At 57.2% G+C, this 16733-nt stretch carries 18 protein-coding genes; 8 read left to right on the top strand and 10 right to left on the bottom strand.

Features of this window, described 5'->3' with window-relative positions; all coding sequences use genetic code 11:
* Positions 1–7: 7 nt before the first annotated feature.
* From K0F75_RS05655 to K0F75_RS05615, 9 genes are all read right to left on the bottom strand, one after another.
* Complete coding sequence (locus K0F75_RS05655; protein ID WP_219060881.1) at positions 8–2566, bottom strand: LuxR C-terminal-related transcriptional regulator; 2559 nt, start codon at positions 2564–2566, stop codon at positions 8–10.
* Between the two features lie 160 nt (positions 2567–2726).
* Positions 2727–4094, bottom strand: coding sequence for a DUF1329 domain-containing protein (locus K0F75_RS05650; RefSeq protein ID WP_219060880.1), 1368 nt, complete (start codon positions 4092–4094; stop codon positions 2727–2729).
* A 22-nt stretch (positions 4095–4116) separates the two neighbouring features.
* Positions 4117–5910, bottom strand: coding sequence for a DUF1302 domain-containing protein (locus K0F75_RS05645; protein WP_219060879.1), 1794 nt, complete (start codon positions 5908–5910; stop codon positions 4117–4119).
* A 508-nt stretch (positions 5911–6418) separates the two neighbouring features.
* On the bottom strand, positions 6419–6997 hold the full coding sequence (locus K0F75_RS05640) for a hypothetical protein (protein WP_257604265.1): 579 nt from the start codon (positions 6995–6997) through the stop codon (positions 6419–6421).
* 326 nt (positions 6998–7323) lie between these two features.
* A complete protein-coding gene (locus K0F75_RS05635) occupies positions 7324–7518 on the bottom strand; it encodes a hypothetical protein (protein WP_219060878.1) in 195 nt (64 codons plus the stop codon).
* A 197-nt stretch (positions 7519–7715) separates the two neighbouring features.
* Positions 7716–8627 (bottom strand): SDR family oxidoreductase, encoded by a 912-nt coding sequence (locus tag K0F75_RS05630; RefSeq protein WP_219060877.1) that lies wholly within the window; start codon positions 8625–8627, stop codon positions 7716–7718.
* Positions 8628–8757: 130 nt separating this feature from the next.
* On the bottom strand, positions 8758–9660 hold the full coding sequence (locus K0F75_RS05625; RefSeq protein WP_219060876.1) for an alpha/beta fold hydrolase: 903 nt from the start codon (positions 9658–9660) through the stop codon (positions 8758–8760).
* Positions 9660–10424 carry a class II aldolase/adducin family protein gene (locus K0F75_RS05620; RefSeq protein WP_374028613.1) on the bottom strand — a complete coding sequence of 255 codons (765 nt, stop codon included), beginning with the start codon at positions 10422–10424 and terminating at the stop codon, positions 9660–9662. Before K0F75_RS05620 ends, K0F75_RS05625 begins: the two co-directional genes overlap by 1 nt.
* A 177-nt stretch (positions 10425–10601) precedes the next feature.
* On the bottom strand, positions 10602–11057 hold the full coding sequence (locus K0F75_RS05615; RefSeq protein ID WP_219060874.1) for a flavodoxin: 456 nt from the start codon (positions 11055–11057) through the stop codon (positions 10602–10604).
* Between the two features lie 99 nt (positions 11058–11156).
* Between K0F75_RS05615 and K0F75_RS05610 the strand changes: the two genes are divergently transcribed.
* Both K0F75_RS05610 and K0F75_RS05605 read left to right on the top strand, forming a co-directional pair.
* Positions 11157–11603, top strand: coding sequence for a PAS domain-containing protein (locus K0F75_RS05610; RefSeq protein ID WP_219060873.1), 447 nt, complete (start codon positions 11157–11159; stop codon positions 11601–11603).
* 68 nt (positions 11604–11671) lie between these two features.
* The gene (locus K0F75_RS05605; protein WP_219060872.1) at positions 11672–12280 is read left to right on the top strand and encodes a hypothetical protein; all 609 of its coding nucleotides are present in this window, start codon (positions 11672–11674) and stop codon (positions 12278–12280) included.
* A gap of 57 nt (positions 12281–12337) precedes the next feature.
* On the opposite strand, the gene K0F75_RS05600 is transcribed toward K0F75_RS05605, so the two are convergent.
* Positions 12338–13288, bottom strand: coding sequence for a MerR family transcriptional regulator (locus K0F75_RS05600; RefSeq protein WP_219060871.1), 951 nt, complete (start codon positions 13286–13288; stop codon positions 12338–12340).
* A 200-nt stretch (positions 13289–13488) separates the two neighbouring features.
* Between K0F75_RS05600 and K0F75_RS05595 the strand changes: the two genes are divergently transcribed.
* From K0F75_RS05595 to K0F75_RS05570, 6 genes are all read left to right on the top strand, one after another.
* Complete coding sequence (locus tag K0F75_RS05595; RefSeq protein WP_219060870.1) at positions 13489–14058, top strand: antibiotic biosynthesis monooxygenase; 570 nt, start codon at positions 13489–13491, stop codon at positions 14056–14058.
* 170 nt (positions 14059–14228) lie between these two features.
* On the top strand, positions 14229–14939 hold the full coding sequence (gene folM / locus K0F75_RS05590) for a dihydromonapterin reductase (RefSeq protein WP_219060869.1): 711 nt from the start codon (positions 14229–14231) through the stop codon (positions 14937–14939).
* A gap of 22 nt (positions 14940–14961) precedes the next feature.
* Positions 14962–15522 (top strand): GTP cyclohydrolase I FolE, encoded by a 561-nt coding sequence (folE, locus tag K0F75_RS05585; protein ID WP_219060868.1) that lies wholly within the window; start codon positions 14962–14964, stop codon positions 15520–15522.
* A gap of 2 nt (positions 15523–15524) precedes the next feature.
* Positions 15525–15896, top strand: a complete 372-nt coding sequence (gene folX / locus K0F75_RS05580; RefSeq protein ID WP_219060867.1) for a dihydroneopterin triphosphate 2'-epimerase — start codon at positions 15525–15527, stop codon at positions 15894–15896.
* A gap of 116 nt (positions 15897–16012) precedes the next feature.
* Positions 16013–16309: a DUF1244 domain-containing protein gene (locus K0F75_RS05575; protein ID WP_219060866.1), complete on the top strand. Its 297-nt coding sequence runs from the start codon at positions 16013–16015 to the stop codon at positions 16307–16309.
* Positions 16302–16643, top strand: coding sequence for a HopJ type III effector protein (locus tag K0F75_RS05570; protein WP_219060865.1), 342 nt, complete (start codon positions 16302–16304; stop codon positions 16641–16643). Before K0F75_RS05575 ends, K0F75_RS05570 begins: the two co-directional genes overlap by 8 nt.
* Positions 16644–16733 lie beyond the last annotated feature (90 nt).

Below are 16733 nucleotides of genomic sequence, written 5' to 3'. Positions count from 1 at the left end.
GCCCAACTCAGGCCATCAACCCCAACGCCTTGGCCTTCGCCACCGCCTGTGTGCGGCGCTCGACCCCCAGCTTGCTATGGATCCGCCGGGCATGGGTTTTCACCGTGTGCAGAGAAATGAATAACTGCTCGGCGATTTGCAGATTGGAGCTGCCATGGGCGATCAGCTTGAGCACTTCGAGTTCACGCTGGCTGAGGGGATTATCGGCGGCGGCGATTAGGTCGTCTTCCACCCCCAACTCGCGCAACAGTGTTGGTTGACGCAGTCTCAGCTCGCGTAACGGTTGCTGCAGATTGAAGCGACCGATCAGTGTCAGGCCCTTAGCCAGACAGGCTTGCGCGGTTTGCACATCGGCTTGCAAAAACGCCACCTCAGCCATAACCAGATAAAGCTCGGTCTCAAGGCTATGCATGCCGTCTTGATGGGCCTTCTGCTGCAGGATGTGTAACCGCTGCAACGGCTGTTCGGCCTGATGCAGATAGACTTCGGCCAGCACCAGCAGGTACTCGATACTCGGGATCAATTCCAGCGTGGCGGGCGGCGCATGTTTTGCCGGATGTCGTTGGAGGTGACGCAGAACCCTGGCCAGAGCCTCTTGTACCAGGCCCGCACGACCTTGTTGCAGCCAAAAGTGACTGCTGACTTGCAGCAACACACCTCGCCAAAAATAATCAGGGATATGGTTTTGTTGCATCACGCGCTCAGCATCGCGTAGCCAGACGAATGCCCGTGCATAGTCGCCCTGATTGGCGTCCAGCGTCGCCAACCCCAAAAAACCGAACAACGCCAGTTTGTCTTTGCTGCGCAAACATTGCTCAAGACCGCTCCGGTAATGCAGCTTCGCTTGCTGATCCTGACCTTGGCGCAGGGCCAAACGCCCCCGACGCAAAGCAATCCGGCCCAGCAATGGGCCTGCGGGAGCGTGCCGGACTAACAGCAAATCGTGCATTTTCTCCAGCGTGCTCTCACTGCGCTGCAATGCCCCGCGCTGTTCCAGCAGTTGCGCATGATCGAGTTCGAGCAAGGCTTCCAACAGCAGCGACCCCTCGCCCCGGGCCAGACACAGCGCGGTGCGATTATGTGCCAGCGCTTGATCGAACTGGCCATTGAGCAGCGCCTGTTGCGTCAGCCCGGACAGGCACATCACGCGAACTTGCCACATGCTTTGCGAAAGATCCCGACAGGCGTCCTGCAGATGCCCGACAGCCAATTCCGCTTTGCCCCACAGATGCTGAAGCCAACCTTGCTGTGCCTGCCACAGGGCGATCAATTCACGCTGTTGAGTCGCAGAGGGTTGCGGCGAAAAACGAGCCAGATGCTCCAGGCACGCGCAGGCCTGGTCAAAACGGCCGGCGTACACCAACGCCGAACTGGTCAGGCTGATCAGGTGCGGCGTGCCCAGCATCAAGTAGGCGAAGCGTTCGTGCAGGTCCAGCAACAACGCCACATTCTGCCCTTGCAACAGGTCGGAGAAGTCAAAGTTTTGCAGCAGGCTGACAGCGATTTCGTACTGCTCTGCCTGCAAGGCGTGTTCGATCGCCGATTGCCAATCCCTTTCTACGCTGAACCATTGGCAGGCACGACGATGCCAGGAGCGCCTCGCGGGCCACGCTTCGTCGTGCAGGCATTGGGCCAGCGGCGGAAATATCCGCAACCAATCGGTGTCGTGTTCGCAAGGCTCGATAAAGCTGCCCATGTCCTGCAATGCTTTGAGCCATTGCCCACCCTCGCCAGCCCCGAACAGGTGCTCGCACAGACCTGGATTGAAGCGCGGCAAATGCGCCAGCACGCGCCAGGCCTCGGCCAATTCGGGGGCGAGCCCGGCGAACAGTTCGTGCTCAAGGTAATCGATCAAGGTTGTCGAACGGTGTTGCCGGTTAAGGTGCAGAGCACTGAAGTCTTCAGAAACGCACCAGTCGCCCGGGCTGAGAAACGCAACGCGTACGCCAACGCACCAACCGGCACTTTGGGCAAAGATCGCAGCGGCGGCTCCGGACGGCCAGACGGCAGGCTCATGAGCCAGCAGCTGTTCGATTTCTGTCAGATTGAACGCCAGCGCCGGGCCGTAGCGCTCGAGTAATTCGCCGCTGAGCAGCAGACGGGGCCAATTACACTGCGGCCGTCTGCGCCCGCTAATCCACCAGGTCACCGCTGGACTGCTGACAGCCAGCAAGCGATCAAGGCAATGATCCAGTGCGGCTGCGGGGACACGACAATAGTCGTCGAGCACGATCCAGCACGGTGTTTGCCGTTGGGCCAACTGACTCAGCACGCCGGTCTCGTCAGCCTGGTCGAGGCCTAACACAGAGGCCAGCAACGCACAGAAGTCGGCCGGCGTTTGCGCTTCTCCAGCCAGCGGCAGCCAGCCGACAAGGCAGCCCTGAGGCGCCTGGCGGAGACACTCGCCGAGCAATGCACTTTTACCACTGCCCGCTGGCGCGCACAGCAGCTTGACCCGTGCACTCGAGGCCAGCAAAGGCGCGGTCAATCGGCTGCGTGTCAGGTGTTGAGGAGACAATCGCGGCCAGTGGTCAGCACGTCCCGCATGAACGGTAAAGGCAGTCATGGGATGGTCCCTTGTTATTCTTGCCTGCGCGCTCACACTAAGCCGTTCGTCACGCCTTGCTGTAGGAGTATTTGGCGCGCTTATCATTCCCCATAAAAAAAGCCACTCACAGCAACCGTGAATGGCTTTTCAAGCGGATTGAGACGTGGGTTGCAACCGGTTAGCGGATGCCGGCGTTACGCAGGGCGTTGGGGGTGAAGTCAGACACGTGGAGCTTCAGGCCGAACTGGAAGCTGCGCTTCTCCTCATTCTTCATGCCCAGTGCGATGTAGCGGCCGGCGTTCAAATCGTACAGGGCCTCAAGGGTATAAGCCGGCACCTGGTGGTCGTAGTAGAACTGCGCATGACCTTCGGCCACCCGCCAGAGCTGGCCGCGACCGTCGTAATGGTCGACCAGCGCGATTTGCCAGGTATCCTCGTCGATGTACATGTGGCGCTTGGCGTAAATATGCCGCTCACCGGCTTTGAGCGTGCCGACCAATTCCCACACCCGGTGCAGCTCATAACGGGCCAGGTCCTGATTGATGTGCCCAGCCTTGATCACGTCGCTGTACTTGAGGCTCGGCGAGTCAAGTTTGTAGCTGTTGTACGGGATGTACATTTCTTTTTTGCCGATCAACTTCCAGTCGTAGCGATCCGGGGCACCCGAGAACATGTCGAAGTTGTCCGACGTGCGCAGGCCGTCCGCCGCAGTACCCGGACCGTCATAGGCCACTTGCGGCGCACGCCGGACACGCCGCTGACCCGCGTTATAGATCCAGGCCAGACGCGGCTCTTTCACTTGATCGAGGGTTTCGTGTACCAGCAACACGTTACCGGCCAGGCGCGCGGGCTTCGTCACTTCCTGCTTGAAGAAGGTCAGGATATTCGCGCTTTCTTCTGGTTTCAGGTCCGGTATGTCCTCGGGGGCACCAGCGTCCTCTTCGAACGTGACCGAGTCGAACGAGCCGTTAACTTGAGGGGTTACCTGGGTGATGGTGCGGTGCAGATTGCCGCCGTGGTAACGGGTGATGTGGTTCCACAGCACTTCATTCGCGGTTTTCGGGATCGGGAACGCGTAGTAGCGGCTTTCGGCAAAATTGGCCAGGCCGTTGCCGTCATTGATGGTGGTGACCGTGGTCGCGCTTTTCTTCGCCGCGTCGTACACCTTTTGCGGCATGGCGACGGTGCGATGAGTCGGATAAACCGGGATCCGGTAGGTCGTGGGATAGCGCTGGAACATCGCCTGCTGCCCATCGGACAGTTTGTCTTTGTACTGCGCCATGTTGCTGGCGGTGATGATAAACAGCGGCTTCTCGTTGGCGAACGGATCCGCCAGGAAGCCCTTGCTGTCCACCGCCCCCGCATTCACCGGGAGACCGCCGGTGTAAGCAGGGATCGAACCGTCGGCATTCCCGGCCATTTCCGCCCCTAACGGTGTCAGGCTTTTGCCCAGTTTCGCGGCTTCGTCCGCCGACACCGCAGCCATTACGTTGGTCGCCAGCAGGCCTAAAGCCAGGACGCCACATTGCAGGATCATCTTGCGCATAGTCATGTCCTTATCAAGCCGATCAGAAGTTCACGCCGAAGCTCAACGCCACGAAGTCACGATCCGTCAGGGTGTTGTAATCACCACCGAAGAAATCGGTGTAACTCAGGTTGGCGGTGTAGGTGTTGCGGTAGTCGGCATCGACCCCGAAGCTGACCGCTTTTGCGCCTTGGTTAAACAGGCCGTTGGGGCCATAACCGTGCACGTCATGGGACCACGACAGGTTGGGCTTGAGGTTGATCCCGGCAAAAACGTTGGCGTAATCGAGAATCGCCCGAGCGCGATAACCCCATGACGTCGATGTGACAAAACCGCTGGTATCGCCACCAAAGCCATAGGCACCGTAGACCGAGTCACGGCCATAACGCAGCTCACTGGTGGGTTCCAGCCCTCCCACATGGACGATTGCCGCCTCGCCAACCACGGTCAGTCGCTGAGCACCGAGCACCTGATCGAAGAAGTGGGTCAACGTGGACTGGATCTGGGTGATCTCTTTGCGTCTGTAACCTTTGTTATCCGCACCAGGACTCGATGCAATCGGTGATGCGGTCCCGCGAGCAATCGGGTTGAGCAGCGCCAGGGTCAGATCAGTCGTATTAAGCTGGACCGGGGCATTGGGCCGGTAGCTGATTTCCCCATTCCAGGCCGTGCCGGTGGGCAAGGTGGTGGCAAAACTGGCACCGTACAACTGAATGTCTTCCGGGTACTCAAGGTAGTACTGGCCATTACCAAGCATGGTGCTCTGCGCCAGGCCTGATCCAGTGCCAGGTGCCACGGCGTTGGCCGCGCCGACGATGCTGGGGATCGCACCCAACGTCGCCAGACCGGCAGTCTTGGTGCTCAAGACAGGTGAGCGACTGTGGTAATTCATGAAGTACAGGCCGTACTCCGTGTCGTCACCCAACCAGCGCAAAGCCGTACCCCATTGCCCGGAGTCACGTGCATAACGGTTACCGGCGCGTCGGACGACCACGCCCTCAGGTGTGACGTCGAAGCCTTGACCGAAGGCCGCGGCAATCGGCTGTAAAGGTTTGATCGCCGGACTGCCCACGGTGTAATTATTGTTGCAACCTTCGGCGACCACGTCGCTACCGAAGAAAGTGCCGCAATTGTCGACGACCGTCTCATCCCATTCCAACTGGTAGAACGCCTCGACGCTGAGCTTGTCGGTCAACCCTTGGGAAGCAAAAAGCATGTTGACCGGGATCAGCCCCTCCTTGATCTCGGCGCCCGGGCGGCGGAATGCTGACACGTCAATAGGGTTGATGCTGTTGATCGAGTTACCGATGAAGGTGCTTTCCCCCCAACTGACCACCTGCTTGCCCGCACGCACGGTGCCTGGCATGTCGGCAATCGCGTAGCTGTGATAAACGAAGGCATCCAGCAGTTGATAACCTGCTGACTTGGCCGCCTCTTTGCGCCCGTTATCGCTGACGTCCTTGAAGTCCTGATGCCCGTCCTTGAGTTCGAAGTCATACCAGTACTTGCCCCGCAGAAACACACCCGAATCGCCGTATTTGAGTTGCAGGTCATGGACACCTTTGAAGATCTCCGAGAAGACGTCGCCCTTCCTGAAGTTCAACCGGTTGTCATCACCGGTAGACGATTGCCCTTTGCCGCCATTCACCGTACCGACCAGACTCGGGTCCGCGTTACGCAAGCCCCAACTCGCGCCGAACGACAGCGAGGAATCGAATTGCCCTTCGACTTCTCCAATATTGAATGAAACGGCATGCGCCTGAGCCGTGCAGCCCAGCGCCACGGCGATGGCCAGCGTCTGTGGCTTGAAGATGGCGCGCATTATTGTTGTTGTCATGCGTCTTCCCCCTGGTGGTTGCAGAAGAAATCACCCTACCCACAGCCATCAGGAGGGATAAGCGCACCAAGGAGGTATTCTCGTTGTACCTCTAAAGAGTGAATCCCCCGTCTGGCACGGCTTTGCGCGCCATCATCGATGGCATGGATGATCCATGATGAGGGACATGGATTGAGCTTCCGGGCGCTGAATATCCTGGCGAGGTTTTGCGGACGGCAACCGGAACCACCCGACTATTGCCGGGTATGTAACAGTCAATGTCGCAAACCGCTATGTTTCATTGGGCCTGAATTCTTTATTCTTGCCGGGCTTTCACAGCAACCGGCCAGAATCATTAAAACGCCGGTGTTTCATTCAAGTGACTTGATTACTTACTGTGTACCGGCAGTGGCTCAAACATGAGCTTCTACGGACTGATTCGCCCCCAGGTTTATCGATGTTGGTTTGAAAGCTCCTGGATCTAACGTCTTGTTTAGCCGCTGTTTAAACAGCGGCTTTTTTTTGCCTGTCATTCAGCAATCACAGGCCTGCGCCATCCCCCCGCCGATTGTCCACCCACACTTTGCTCCCGTTCTTTCGCGCGCTGGCTGGCGTAGCTATCGCCCGTGGTCGCGTAGGTGTGCAGGTTCTGCATGACATGAACCGCCCGGATATAATCGGGGAGCAACATCGTTGCATAGGGATCACCGCGCAATGAGTTGTCCTTCATGGCCGATATCCTGCCCGCGAAAAAATCCAGCGCATTGATCTTCACATCCGGGTTCATTGGCAGTCCGTCTCTATCAAACTCGGTGCCGGCTTTATCCATGAGCTCGGCCGTGTGATTATCGATAAGGCCAAACTTATAAAGCTGCCCACCTAACTGACTGAGCTCATTGGGTGTGATCTCTTCAGGGTTGAAGCCCTTGAGCAACGGTTTCAACTTCAGTGTGTCCATAAATTCTGCATCAAGCGCGATTGGATTTTCGCCGATGTCCAGCAGGATGCTATGGGTCAGCGCAGTGGCGGACGCTTTGGGCACTGTACTTTCTGGTGGCTGCCGAATAAGAACGGCAGGCAGATCACCCCAGATACGAAATGTTGACATGGCTTTCTCCCGACTCAATAAATAGACAGATCATTGGGCATATCGGGAAACGGCTCGACAACTTTATAGTTCAAACAAGGCGTGATTGAATTCCATCCACCACCTACTTAACAACAAGAAATGTCGTACACAAAACAGAGAAACTTCATCGGAACGGAAAAGCCCTACACTTACTTCAGATACAGACTGACAAGCAAGTGTGATCAACCTTAAATCGCCCAGTCGGAATTCGAGTGCTACTTGAACAGTTTACTCATATGGTTGCCTGAGCCGCATGACTATGGGTCACGGCTCAGGCCTGGTTTAGCCTTCCGTGCCGACGCTATTCAGACCCGGGTATCAATCAACGATGGCGTGCGAGAAAACTGTGCACGTTCCTGCAAGGCCAAGATAACAGTCATGGCAGTTTTCAGCGTAGTCACTTCCTCGATGGAACGACCGGAGGACGTTCTGAACTGCCTGTCAGGCACATAGGTATAGGCGCTTATTCGGTCTTTGATCAGACCAAAATTTTCAATCATGCAGGCCTCCAAAATCGACATAGCTATTAACGTCGTATCGGGAGTCGTTAGAAAATCTTGATATGCGTCCGACCTAAAACAGCATCAAAAATAGATTTAGAGATCATTCCTACATACAAAGCAAGAATAAGCCTACAAAAAAACTCGGCCGATCAGGTATGCCCTGATCGACCGAGTTCAATATGAAGCCACTATTATCAAGCGCTATACTTTTGCAGGTTTTTCATCATCTCTTGCAGGGCTTCGATGGTGTCTTTTGGGTGTGCTGCACCTTCGAAGTCACAGATGTTCTGCCAGCTAGCGGCGACATCTTCCGGGCTAAAACCGGTACGAGGGTCGAAGCCGGCACCGACGCTGCGCTCCCAGCGGGTCTTGCCTATCCAGCCGCCGCCGACTTCGAACAGGCCTGAACTCTCCTGGCACTGTTCACTGCCGAGAAACACCACCAACGGGCTGATCAGTTCGGGCTTGAGCAATTCGAACACACCGGCCGGAATCAACCCTTCTGTCATGCGTGTACCACCGGTTGGGGCGATGGCATTGACCAGGATGTTGTTCTTGCGCCCTTCAAGGGCCAAGGTGCGGGTCAGGCCATAAAGGCCAAGCTTGGCCATGCCGTAGTTGGACTGACCGAAGTTACCGTAGATGCCGGAGGTCGATGAGGTGAAAATCACACGCCCATAGTTCTGCTCACGCATGTGCGGCCAGGCAGCATGGGTCACCTTGTAGGCGCCTTCGACATGCACGCGATACACCAGGTCCCAATCGGGGTCTTCCATTTTGGCGAAGGTCTTGTCACGCAGGATGCCGGCGTTGTTGACCACGACATCGATACGACCGAATGCATCCAGTGCGTTTTGTACGATTTTGGCGCCGTCAGTGACCGAGTCATGGTTGGCAACCGCAGTGCCGCCCGCCTCGCGAATCTCGGCGACTACACGATCTGCCGCCGACGCGTTGGCGCCCTCACCATGCGCCGAGCCCCCCAAATCGTTGACCACTACGCGGGCACCATGTTTGGCGAACAGCAACGCATGGGCACGACCCAAGCCACCGCCGGCACCCGTAACGATGACGACCTTATCTTCAAAACGCACAGGCTCACTCATGGACAGCTCCAGCAAAGATGGACAATGGCTTGAGTGTCGAACACTCGACCCACAGTCACAATCAATACGCTCAGTGCTGAATAGTGCGCAATAAGGTAGCAGGATGAGGGTTGAGCCTGATTAGCGGCGTTCAGGAATAAGCCAATACCCGGTTCTGGATATCTAGTGCGGCCCGGAAACTGAGGTAATGCTCCAGGACCAGCGCTGGCGCCTCGGTTTGCGGGTAATGACCGATACCCTGTAACAGCACAGTGTCGGCATTGGGGATCAATTCGCGGTAGCGCTCGACCATGTGCGCACCGGAGATCGGGTCGACCGCACCGTCGATCACTCGCATCGGAACATCGCCGCGCCGCATGGCGGCCAACCAGCGATCACGCTGCACAATCCGCTCGGGAATGTAGTTGATCAAACGGTGGATGATCCGCGGTCCCTGGTTGGTTTCGATCAGGCTCCAGAAATCATCCAGCTCACTTTCACTGGGCCGCGTGTCTGGGCCAAATATCTTCGTAAAACTTTTAACCAGATGTTCCCGGCTGAACATCCGCCCCACCAGCCAGCCCAGTGGGCTGAGCAGCAGTTTCTGGACCAGCAGCTTGCGATGTGTCTCCGGGAACAGCCCGCCATTGAGGAACACGCAACTGGCCATGGCGAACGTCCCTTCATAATGCCGGGCCAGCAATTCCTGGGCGACACTGTCACCGTAGTCATGTGCCAACACATGCACCGCTTGTTCTACGCGCAGGTGCTCGAGCAGCGCCTGCTGCAGGTCGGCCTGTTCCAGCAGGCGGTAATCATGGCCCTGCGGCTTGGACGAATCGCCGAAACCCAGCATGTCGCAGGCAATCACCCGATAACGCTGAGTCAAGGGTTGCCACAGGTAATGCCAATCCCAACTGGCTGTGGGGAAGCCATGAATCAACAACAATGGTTCGCCCTGCCCCGCGACCCAGTAGCGAATGGTCTGGCCCCGGAACAAAAAGCTTTGTCCACGGGTACGCCAGACGGACAAAGGGATCTCTGCCAGCGGCATTATTCTTTGTAGCTCGGGTCTTGTTTATCGAGTTTGCGCAGCAACGCCGGCCAGGCCAATGCCCCGCCCATGCCCTGAGTGCTTTTAGTCACCCCGGCAATCATCGCTCTCGCGCCAGCCAGGATCTGCCCGCCGATAGGAATCAGCTCGGCACCCCCCGTTTGCGCCAGCACCTGGATTTCACAGGCACGCTGGAAGGTGAACATCATCAGGAAGGCATCGGCAATGCTGCTGGAGCACGTCAACAGCCCATGATTGTTGAGCATCAAGAAGCTGCTATCGCCCAGATCAGCTTGCAGCCGCGCTTTTTCTTCATGATTCAGGGCGACGCCTTCATAGGGGTGATAAGCCAGGCTCGACAGAACGAAAATCGATTGCTGACTGATCGGCAGAATCCCCTGCTTTTGTGCAGATACCGCAACCCCTGCCGCCGTATGGGTATGCAGCACGCAGGCCACGTCATGCCGAACTTCATGCACCGCGCTGTGAATGGTGTAGCCGGCCGGGTTGATCTCGTAGGGGCTGTCCATCAATTTGTTACCGGCCTGATCGATTTTGACCAGACTCGATGCCGTGATTTCGTGAAACATCAGGCCGAACGGGTTGATCAGAAAATCTTCGGTGCCAGGAACCTTGGCCGAGATGTGGGTAAAAATCAGGTCGTCCCAACCGTGCATCGCAACCAACCGATAGCAGGCCGCGAGATCGACCCGCGCCTGCCATTCGGCGGCACTGACTTGATCCTTCACGCTTCGGGAAGGCAAAACTTGGGCAACGTTCACGGTGCTTACCTCGGCTTTTTTATAATAATCGCGATTAGGTTCCCATCTCGATCAGTCTAGTCAGGCCTGAGCATCCCGGTAGTTGCATTGGCAGCCAGCTTACTGGCCGAGCGAGTCATCTAAGGTCAGGTAAGGCGCGCGGGTGAGCGCGCAACCGACTCAGGCATTTAGGTGAAGAATAAACTCCGCCAGCCAAGGTTCTGCATCGGATTCAGGCGTAACGGTCTCGCTGGCATCCAGGCGCAACATGGGTTGCACTTCACGAACCCCCAGTTCGGCAAATAGCTCACGCACCTGCTCGCCACCGCCGCAGAACGTATCGCCATAGCTGGCGTCGCCCAGGCCAATCACTCCGCCGGGCAAACCACGCCAGGCCGCAGGCAACAGATCACGAATCTGCGAATAGAGCGCCTGGAAGTTATCAGGCAATTCGCCCAGCCCCGTGGTCGAAGTCACGACCAGAAATGCCTCGGGCGCGAACGCTTGCAACTCTGCCAAGGTGACACGGGGATTGTGTCGAACCTCGTGACCAGCGGCACGAATGATTGACTCGGCATGCCGGGCGACTTCTTCGGCAGAGCCATAGACCGACCCGGAAAGGATGACCACTTTCATAAATAGACCCTGTAACGCAGTAAAAACGTCGGACATTATGCCCCAACGCAGCGCAATGTCTTAGAATGCTGGCTTGGCAATTCGCAACGGAAGCTTTCCATGATCAATGCAAAACTGTTGCAGCTGGTAATCAACGCCTCGAATGACGGCATTGTGGTCGCTGAGCAGGAAGGTGATGACAACATCCTGATTTACGCGAACAAGGCATTCGAAACGCTGACAGGCTACGCGGTGGAAGAAATTCTGTATCGCGATTGCCGTTTCCTGCAGGCCGATGACCGGCAGCAACCGGGGCTGGAGGTGATTCGCCAGGCAATTGCCAGCGGCCAGCCATGCCGGCAGGTGGTACGCAACTATCGCAAGGACGGCAGCGCCTTCTGGAACGAGCTATCGATCACGCCGGTATTCAATGAGGCTGATCAGCTAACCTATTTCATCGGCATTCAAAAAAATGTCAGCGCCCAGATCGAAGCACAACAGCGCGTCGTCGAGCTGGAAGCCGAGCTGGCGCTTGCACGGGCCGAGATAGAATCACTAAAAAAATGATACGTGGTGCTAACAAACCACCGAATGAGTTGTCTGTTTTCCAATAACCGCATATTTCGAGCTTTAGCATGCAACGCGATACCCTACTCACTCAGGATGAGCTGGATTTCATTCAGAACATGCAGCACAACCCGAAGCTGAACGTGCGTGATGCGTCGCGCGGCCTGCTCGTCAATGGTGGCGTGCAGATTCAGGAGTTGCTGACCCGTCTGGCTGCCCACGAGCAGGTGACGATTCAGGCGCAGTTCGAAAACCAGCAAATGACCTTTCCGTTGCATCTGGTGGAAGATGAATTCCATGCCATGCATCTGGAGTTGGGCGCGCCGAGTATTTATGAAGAACAAGGTCCTCAGGTGCGTCCATGGCGACTGAACCTGCCTGAACCCCTGCCGCTGCAAACCGAAAAAGGTTCGCAGAGTGCGCTCTGGGTGCATGAAATCTCGTTCAAGGGGATTTTGCTGGAGAACCGCAAAGCGACCAAACCGCCAAAATACTTCGCCCTGTGGTTTGCTCCGATGGGCTACGCGCCCATTGCATTGCGCGGCACCTTCGAACGGCTGACCGAGCAAGGTCTTGCGGCGTACCGTCTGAGCCAGCGAAACAAAGAAGACACTGAACGCCTGCGCCAGTACATCCTGCAACAGCATCTACTGGTTCACCCTGCTCCGCTCGACTGAGTAACGCGTGAACAGCGTCACCCTTGGTCAAGAAACTCCACGGCACATCGACACTTTCTACGTGTCCAGATGCCCCGCTAAAAACTGCTGCAAACGTCGCTGCATGGAACGCCCATCACTTCCCAGACACGCGATGGGTGAGCCATCGAGGCTTTCTTGCGCCAAATCCGATGCCTCCCCCGCCAACAAAACAGGGCAATCCAGGGTCAGCGCCAGGCGCTTCAGGCGCCGAGGCAGATCAGCCGCAGGTGGATGATTTGAAAACAGCACCAAGGCCTGAGGCTGAATTTTCTCACAGACCAGGCTCAGCTCCTCCAGTGGCTGACCGAGCGCCAAGACACTGATCGACGTATCCGTCGTGCCCAGCATCAACCCCGCCACCCACAGCTCCAATTCGCGACATTGGCCCGGAATAGCCGCCAGTACGACCTTCAACTCCGTCGTACCGCGCAGCATCTGCAAGCGTTGCAGCGTTCGCGCACGCAAAAAACTGTCGAGAAACAACCATTCGCTGGCTTGGCCAAATTGATCCTGATGCAGCAAAAACTCCTGCCACAACGGCATCAAAATATCCTGGAACACCACGGTCAACGGGTAACTGGCAAATATCTGACCATATAACTGCTCCAGACCGCGCTCATCGAAGGCGCTGATGGTGCGACGCAGTTGTGCCTGCCATTCACCCCACTCACCCAGCAACCCCTCATCTGGAAGCGGATTGGACTGGGTCCTGACGATGCTGGCCTTGGCAAGAATCTTCCCGACTTTGCTGACGGCCACACCGCGCTCGATCCAGCCAAGAATGCTCCGCACCTCATCGATGTCGGCCTGGGAATACAGACGGTGGCCGCTGTCGGTGCGGGTGGGCTGAATCAGCCCGTAGCGCCGCTCCCAGGCGCGCAGCGTGACCGGATTGATCCCGGTAATACGCGACACTTCGCGAATGGGGAACAACTCTTCTTGTTTGAGGCCGCTGCCCAGAGCAGGGCCAATAACAGGTTCGGTCATGACAGGCATCGCTTGAGAACAGTGGCCGTATTGTACCCTCAAGGTCGCCCCTAGAAACAACGCGGGCGACGACAGCCTCTGGCTTATTTGTGGGAATCGGGAATAATCCTTGCTTGCCTTTTAAACGCAGCCCACCACCCCGGCGCTGCGTTATGTGAATTCCCTACCCGGGAAACTCACTCGTCTTACGGAGATGCACGATGTCTACCTCCCCCGTCACCCTGATGGTCGCCCGCCGCGTCGCCCATGGCCGCTACCACGAACTCATCGCCTGGCTGCGTGAAGGTGAGCAACTTGCCACCGACTTCCCCGGATATCTGGGCTCTGGCGTTTTAGCGCCGCCCCCTGGTGACGATGAATTCCAGATCATCTTTCGCTTCGCCGACGAATTCACAATGCACGCATGGGAGCATTCCGCGTCACGAAGCACTTGGCTGGTGCGCGGCAGCGGCTTGTTTGCACAACCGTCGGAACACCGGGTCAGAGGCATCGACGGCTGGTTTGGTGCCGCCGGTCAGCGTCCGCCGCGCTGGAAACAAGCCGTGGCCATCTGGCTCGCGTTCTTCCCGGTATCGCTGATATTCAACTTCTTGCTGGCTCCCCTGCTCAATGAGTTGAGTTTGCTGCCTCGGGTGCTGGTCAGCACATTGGCCCTCACACCGCTGATGGTTTTCCTGTTCATTCCACTGTCCACCCACCTGCTGTCACCCTGGTTGCACAGCGCACCTCGAGCGCCAATCCGCGCGTCAGAATCGTCACCCAGCCACTAGCCAGGCGCGAGGCTCAACAACTCGCGCAGCGCGGTGCGGGTTGTTCAGTGAGGGCCATTGGTATAACTTTGCTGCAAATAATAGCCAGCTAATGGTTTCGCTGGCTCGAGCCGCATGCCGATCACTCAGGGCCCCGGCTTCAACCCTCACTGTGTTGCGCGAGTTGCCCCATGGTTTTTCCTTCTGCCCCTATTCTGATCACAGGCGCCAGCCAGCGTATCGGGCTGGATTGCGCAAAACGCCTGTTGGCAGACGGTCATTCGGTGATCGTCAGTTACCGTAGCGACCGCCCGGGCGTGCAGCAATTACGTGACCTGGGTGCGCTGGCGATCCATGCCGATTTCTCATCTGAAGCGAGCATCCTGGCGTTCATCGATGAACTCGGAAACCACACCGACAGCCTGCGTGCCATTGTCCATAATGCCTCCCAATGGCTGGCCGAAACGCCGGGCAGTGAAGCTGCGGCCTTTACTCAGATGTTCAACGTGCACATGTTGGCGCCTTATTTGATCAACCTGCACTGCGCCCCATTGCTGCACCGTTCGCCTGTGGCCGACATCGTTCACATCAGCGATGACGTCACCCGTAAAGGCAGCAGCAAGCACATCGCCTACTGCGCCAGCAAAGCAGGGCTTGAAAGCCTGACCTTGTCATTTGCGGCCAAGTTCGCGCCCCGGATCAAGGTCAATAGCATCGCGCCAGCGCTGTTGATGTTTCAACCCGACGACGACGCGGCGTACCGCACCAAGACCCTGGCCAAGTCCGCCATGGGCATAGAACCCGGTGCCGAGGTGATCTACCAGAGCCTGCGCTATCTGCTGGACAACCCCTACGTTACCGGCACAACCTTGACTGTAAACGGCGGTCGGCACCTTAAATAAGTCGCCCCGCGAGGATTCCTTGATGACCTTATCGCTGCCACAGCATTACCGCGAGATCCTCGTGGGCCTGGGTGAAGACCCCGACCGCGAAGGCCTGCTCGATACGCCCAAACGTGCCGCCAAAGCGATGCAATACCTGTGTCATGGCTATGAGCAAAGCGTTGAAGACATCGTCAACGGCGCGCTGTTCGCCTCCGACAACGATGAGATGGTCATCGTCAAGGACATCGAGTTGTACTCGCTGTGCGAGCATCACCTCCTGCCCTTCATCGGCAAAGCACACGTCGCCTACATCCCTACGGGAAAGGTCCTTGGGCTGTCGAAGATTGCACGCATCGTCGACATGTTCGCCCGACGCCTGCAGATTCAGGAAAACCTCACCCGGCAGATTGCCGATACGATCCGCGAAGTGACCAGCGCCGCTGGCGTCGCCGTGGTGATTGAAGCTCAACACATGTGCATGATGATGCGTGGCGTTGAAAAGCAGAATTCGACCATGATCACCTCGGTCATGCTCGGTGCATTCCGTGACTCGAGTACGACCCGTCAGGAGTTTCTGCAATTGATTGGACGGAGCAAATAGTCATGCCAAGACTCGAACCAGGAACGGCCCGCATTCGGGTCAAAGACCTGTGCCTGCGCACCTTTATCGGCATCAATGAGGACGAGATCCTCAACAAGCAGGACGTGCTGATCAACCTGACGATTCTGTATGCCGCCCAGGATGCCGTGCGGGACAACGACATCGATCACGCCCTCAACTACCGCACGATCACCAAAGCCATCATCCAGCATGTGGAAGGCAATCGTTTTGCGCTGCTGGAACGTCTGACCCAGGAAGTGCTCGACCTGGTGATGAGCCACGCAGCCGTGCTGTACGCCGAAGTCGAAGTCGATAAACCTCACGCCCTGCGATTTGCCGAGTCGGTGTCGATTACCCTGGCTGGGCAGCGTTGATTCAATGCTGACAAGGGTCTGACCAGAAGCCCTTGTGAATATCTTCGCGAATGGCTTGGACCCGGTGTCTTCCCCTCTTATCATTCAAACCATTAACTGCCTGCAAAGAGCCCATCATGACCGAGCAAGAACGCCTCGAACTCGAAGCCGCCGCCTTTCGCCGACTGGTCGCGCACCTGGACAGCCGCAAAGACGTCCAAAATATCGACCTGATGAATCTTGCCGGTTTCTGCCGCAACTGCCTGTCCAAGTGGTACAAGGCCGCAGCCGATGAGAAACAGATCGACGTCAGCCTCGACCAGGCCCGCGAAGTGGTTTACGGCATGCCTTACAGCGAGTGGAAAACCCACTACCAGCAAGAAGCCAACGCCGAGCAGAAAGCCGCGTTCGCCAAGGAAAAAAAGCATGACTGATCTGAACACCCTGCGCGCCAGCCTTCGTAGCGGCCAACACGCTTTCGCCGACACCCTGGCATTCATCTCTGCCGGCTACGACTACCAGCCACAGGCGTTCAGCAACGGTGGCGTGGAAAACGCCGCCGGGCAGAACGAAGGTTCCTGCAAGACACTGGGCCTTGCCGCGCTTGAAGGGCTGAGCGATGAAGAAGCCCTGCTCGCATTTGGCGAACACTATCGCTCGGTGCTGGCCACCCCAGATGGCAATGATCACGGCAACATCCGCGCGCTGATCGCTCACGGCCTGGCCGGGGTGACCTTCGCAGCCGAGCCGCTGAAACGTAAAGTCTGAACGTGAAAAAACCGGCCGAGCAGACTGTGTGAAAACGCAGTTTCCCGAGGCTAAAAGAAACGCCCCGACTTGTCGGGGCGTTTCCTTTTA

Origin of the sequence: Pseudomonas sp. UMAB-08 (genome assembly GCF_900095225.1) — a bacterium.
Classification (GTDB): Bacteria; Pseudomonadota; Gammaproteobacteria; order Pseudomonadales; family Pseudomonadaceae; genus Aquipseudomonas.
This window is presented reverse-complemented; position numbering and strand designations above follow the sequence as displayed.

Excerpts from the sequence above, each read along its gene's own strand:
- K0F75_RS05595 (WP_219060870.1), top strand. The coding sequence starts at position 13,489 with ATGTCTACCTCCCCCGTCACCCTGATGGTCGCCCGCCGCGTCGCCCAT.
- K0F75_RS05640 (WP_257604265.1), bottom strand. The coding sequence starts at position 6,997 with ATGTCAACATTTCGTATCTGGGGTGATCTGCCTGCCGTTCTTATTCGG.
- K0F75_RS05635 (WP_219060878.1), bottom strand. The coding sequence starts at position 7,518 with ATGATTGAAAATTTTGGTCTGATCAAAGACCGAATAAGCGCCTATACC.
- folM (WP_219060869.1), top strand. The coding sequence starts at position 14,229 with ATGGTTTTTCCTTCTGCCCCTATTCTGATCACAGGCGCCAGCCAGCGT.
- folE (WP_219060868.1), top strand. The coding sequence starts at position 14,962 with ATGACCTTATCGCTGCCACAGCATTACCGCGAGATCCTCGTGGGCCTG.
- K0F75_RS05655 (WP_219060881.1), bottom strand. The coding sequence starts at position 2,566 with ATGACTGCCTTTACCGTTCATGCGGGACGTGCTGACCACTGGCCGCGA.
- K0F75_RS05605 (WP_219060872.1), top strand. The coding sequence starts at position 11,672 with ATGCAACGCGATACCCTACTCACTCAGGATGAGCTGGATTTCATTCAG.
- K0F75_RS05570 (WP_219060865.1), top strand. The coding sequence starts at position 16,302 with ATGACTGATCTGAACACCCTGCGCGCCAGCCTTCGTAGCGGCCAACAC.
- K0F75_RS05575 (WP_219060866.1), top strand. The coding sequence starts at position 16,013 with ATGACCGAGCAAGAACGCCTCGAACTCGAAGCCGCCGCCTTTCGCCGA.
- K0F75_RS05615 (WP_219060874.1), bottom strand. The coding sequence starts at position 11,057 with ATGAAAGTGGTCATCCTTTCCGGGTCGGTCTATGGCTCTGCCGAAGAA.
- K0F75_RS05630 (WP_219060877.1), bottom strand. The coding sequence starts at position 8,627 with ATGAGTGAGCCTGTGCGTTTTGAAGATAAGGTCGTCATCGTTACGGGT.
- K0F75_RS05610 (WP_219060873.1), top strand. The coding sequence starts at position 11,157 with ATGATCAATGCAAAACTGTTGCAGCTGGTAATCAACGCCTCGAATGAC.
- K0F75_RS05625 (WP_219060876.1), bottom strand. The coding sequence starts at position 9,660 with ATGCCGCTGGCAGAGATCCCTTTGTCCGTCTGGCGTACCCGTGGACAA.
- K0F75_RS05645 (WP_219060879.1), bottom strand. The coding sequence starts at position 5,910 with ATGACAACAACAATAATGCGCGCCATCTTCAAGCCACAGACGCTGGCC.
- folX (WP_219060867.1), top strand. The coding sequence starts at position 15,525 with ATGCCAAGACTCGAACCAGGAACGGCCCGCATTCGGGTCAAAGACCTG.
- K0F75_RS05600 (WP_219060871.1), bottom strand. The coding sequence starts at position 13,288 with ATGACCGAACCTGTTATTGGCCCTGCTCTGGGCAGCGGCCTCAAACAA.
- K0F75_RS05650 (WP_219060880.1), bottom strand. The coding sequence starts at position 4,094 with ATGCGCAAGATGATCCTGCAATGTGGCGTCCTGGCTTTAGGCCTGCTG.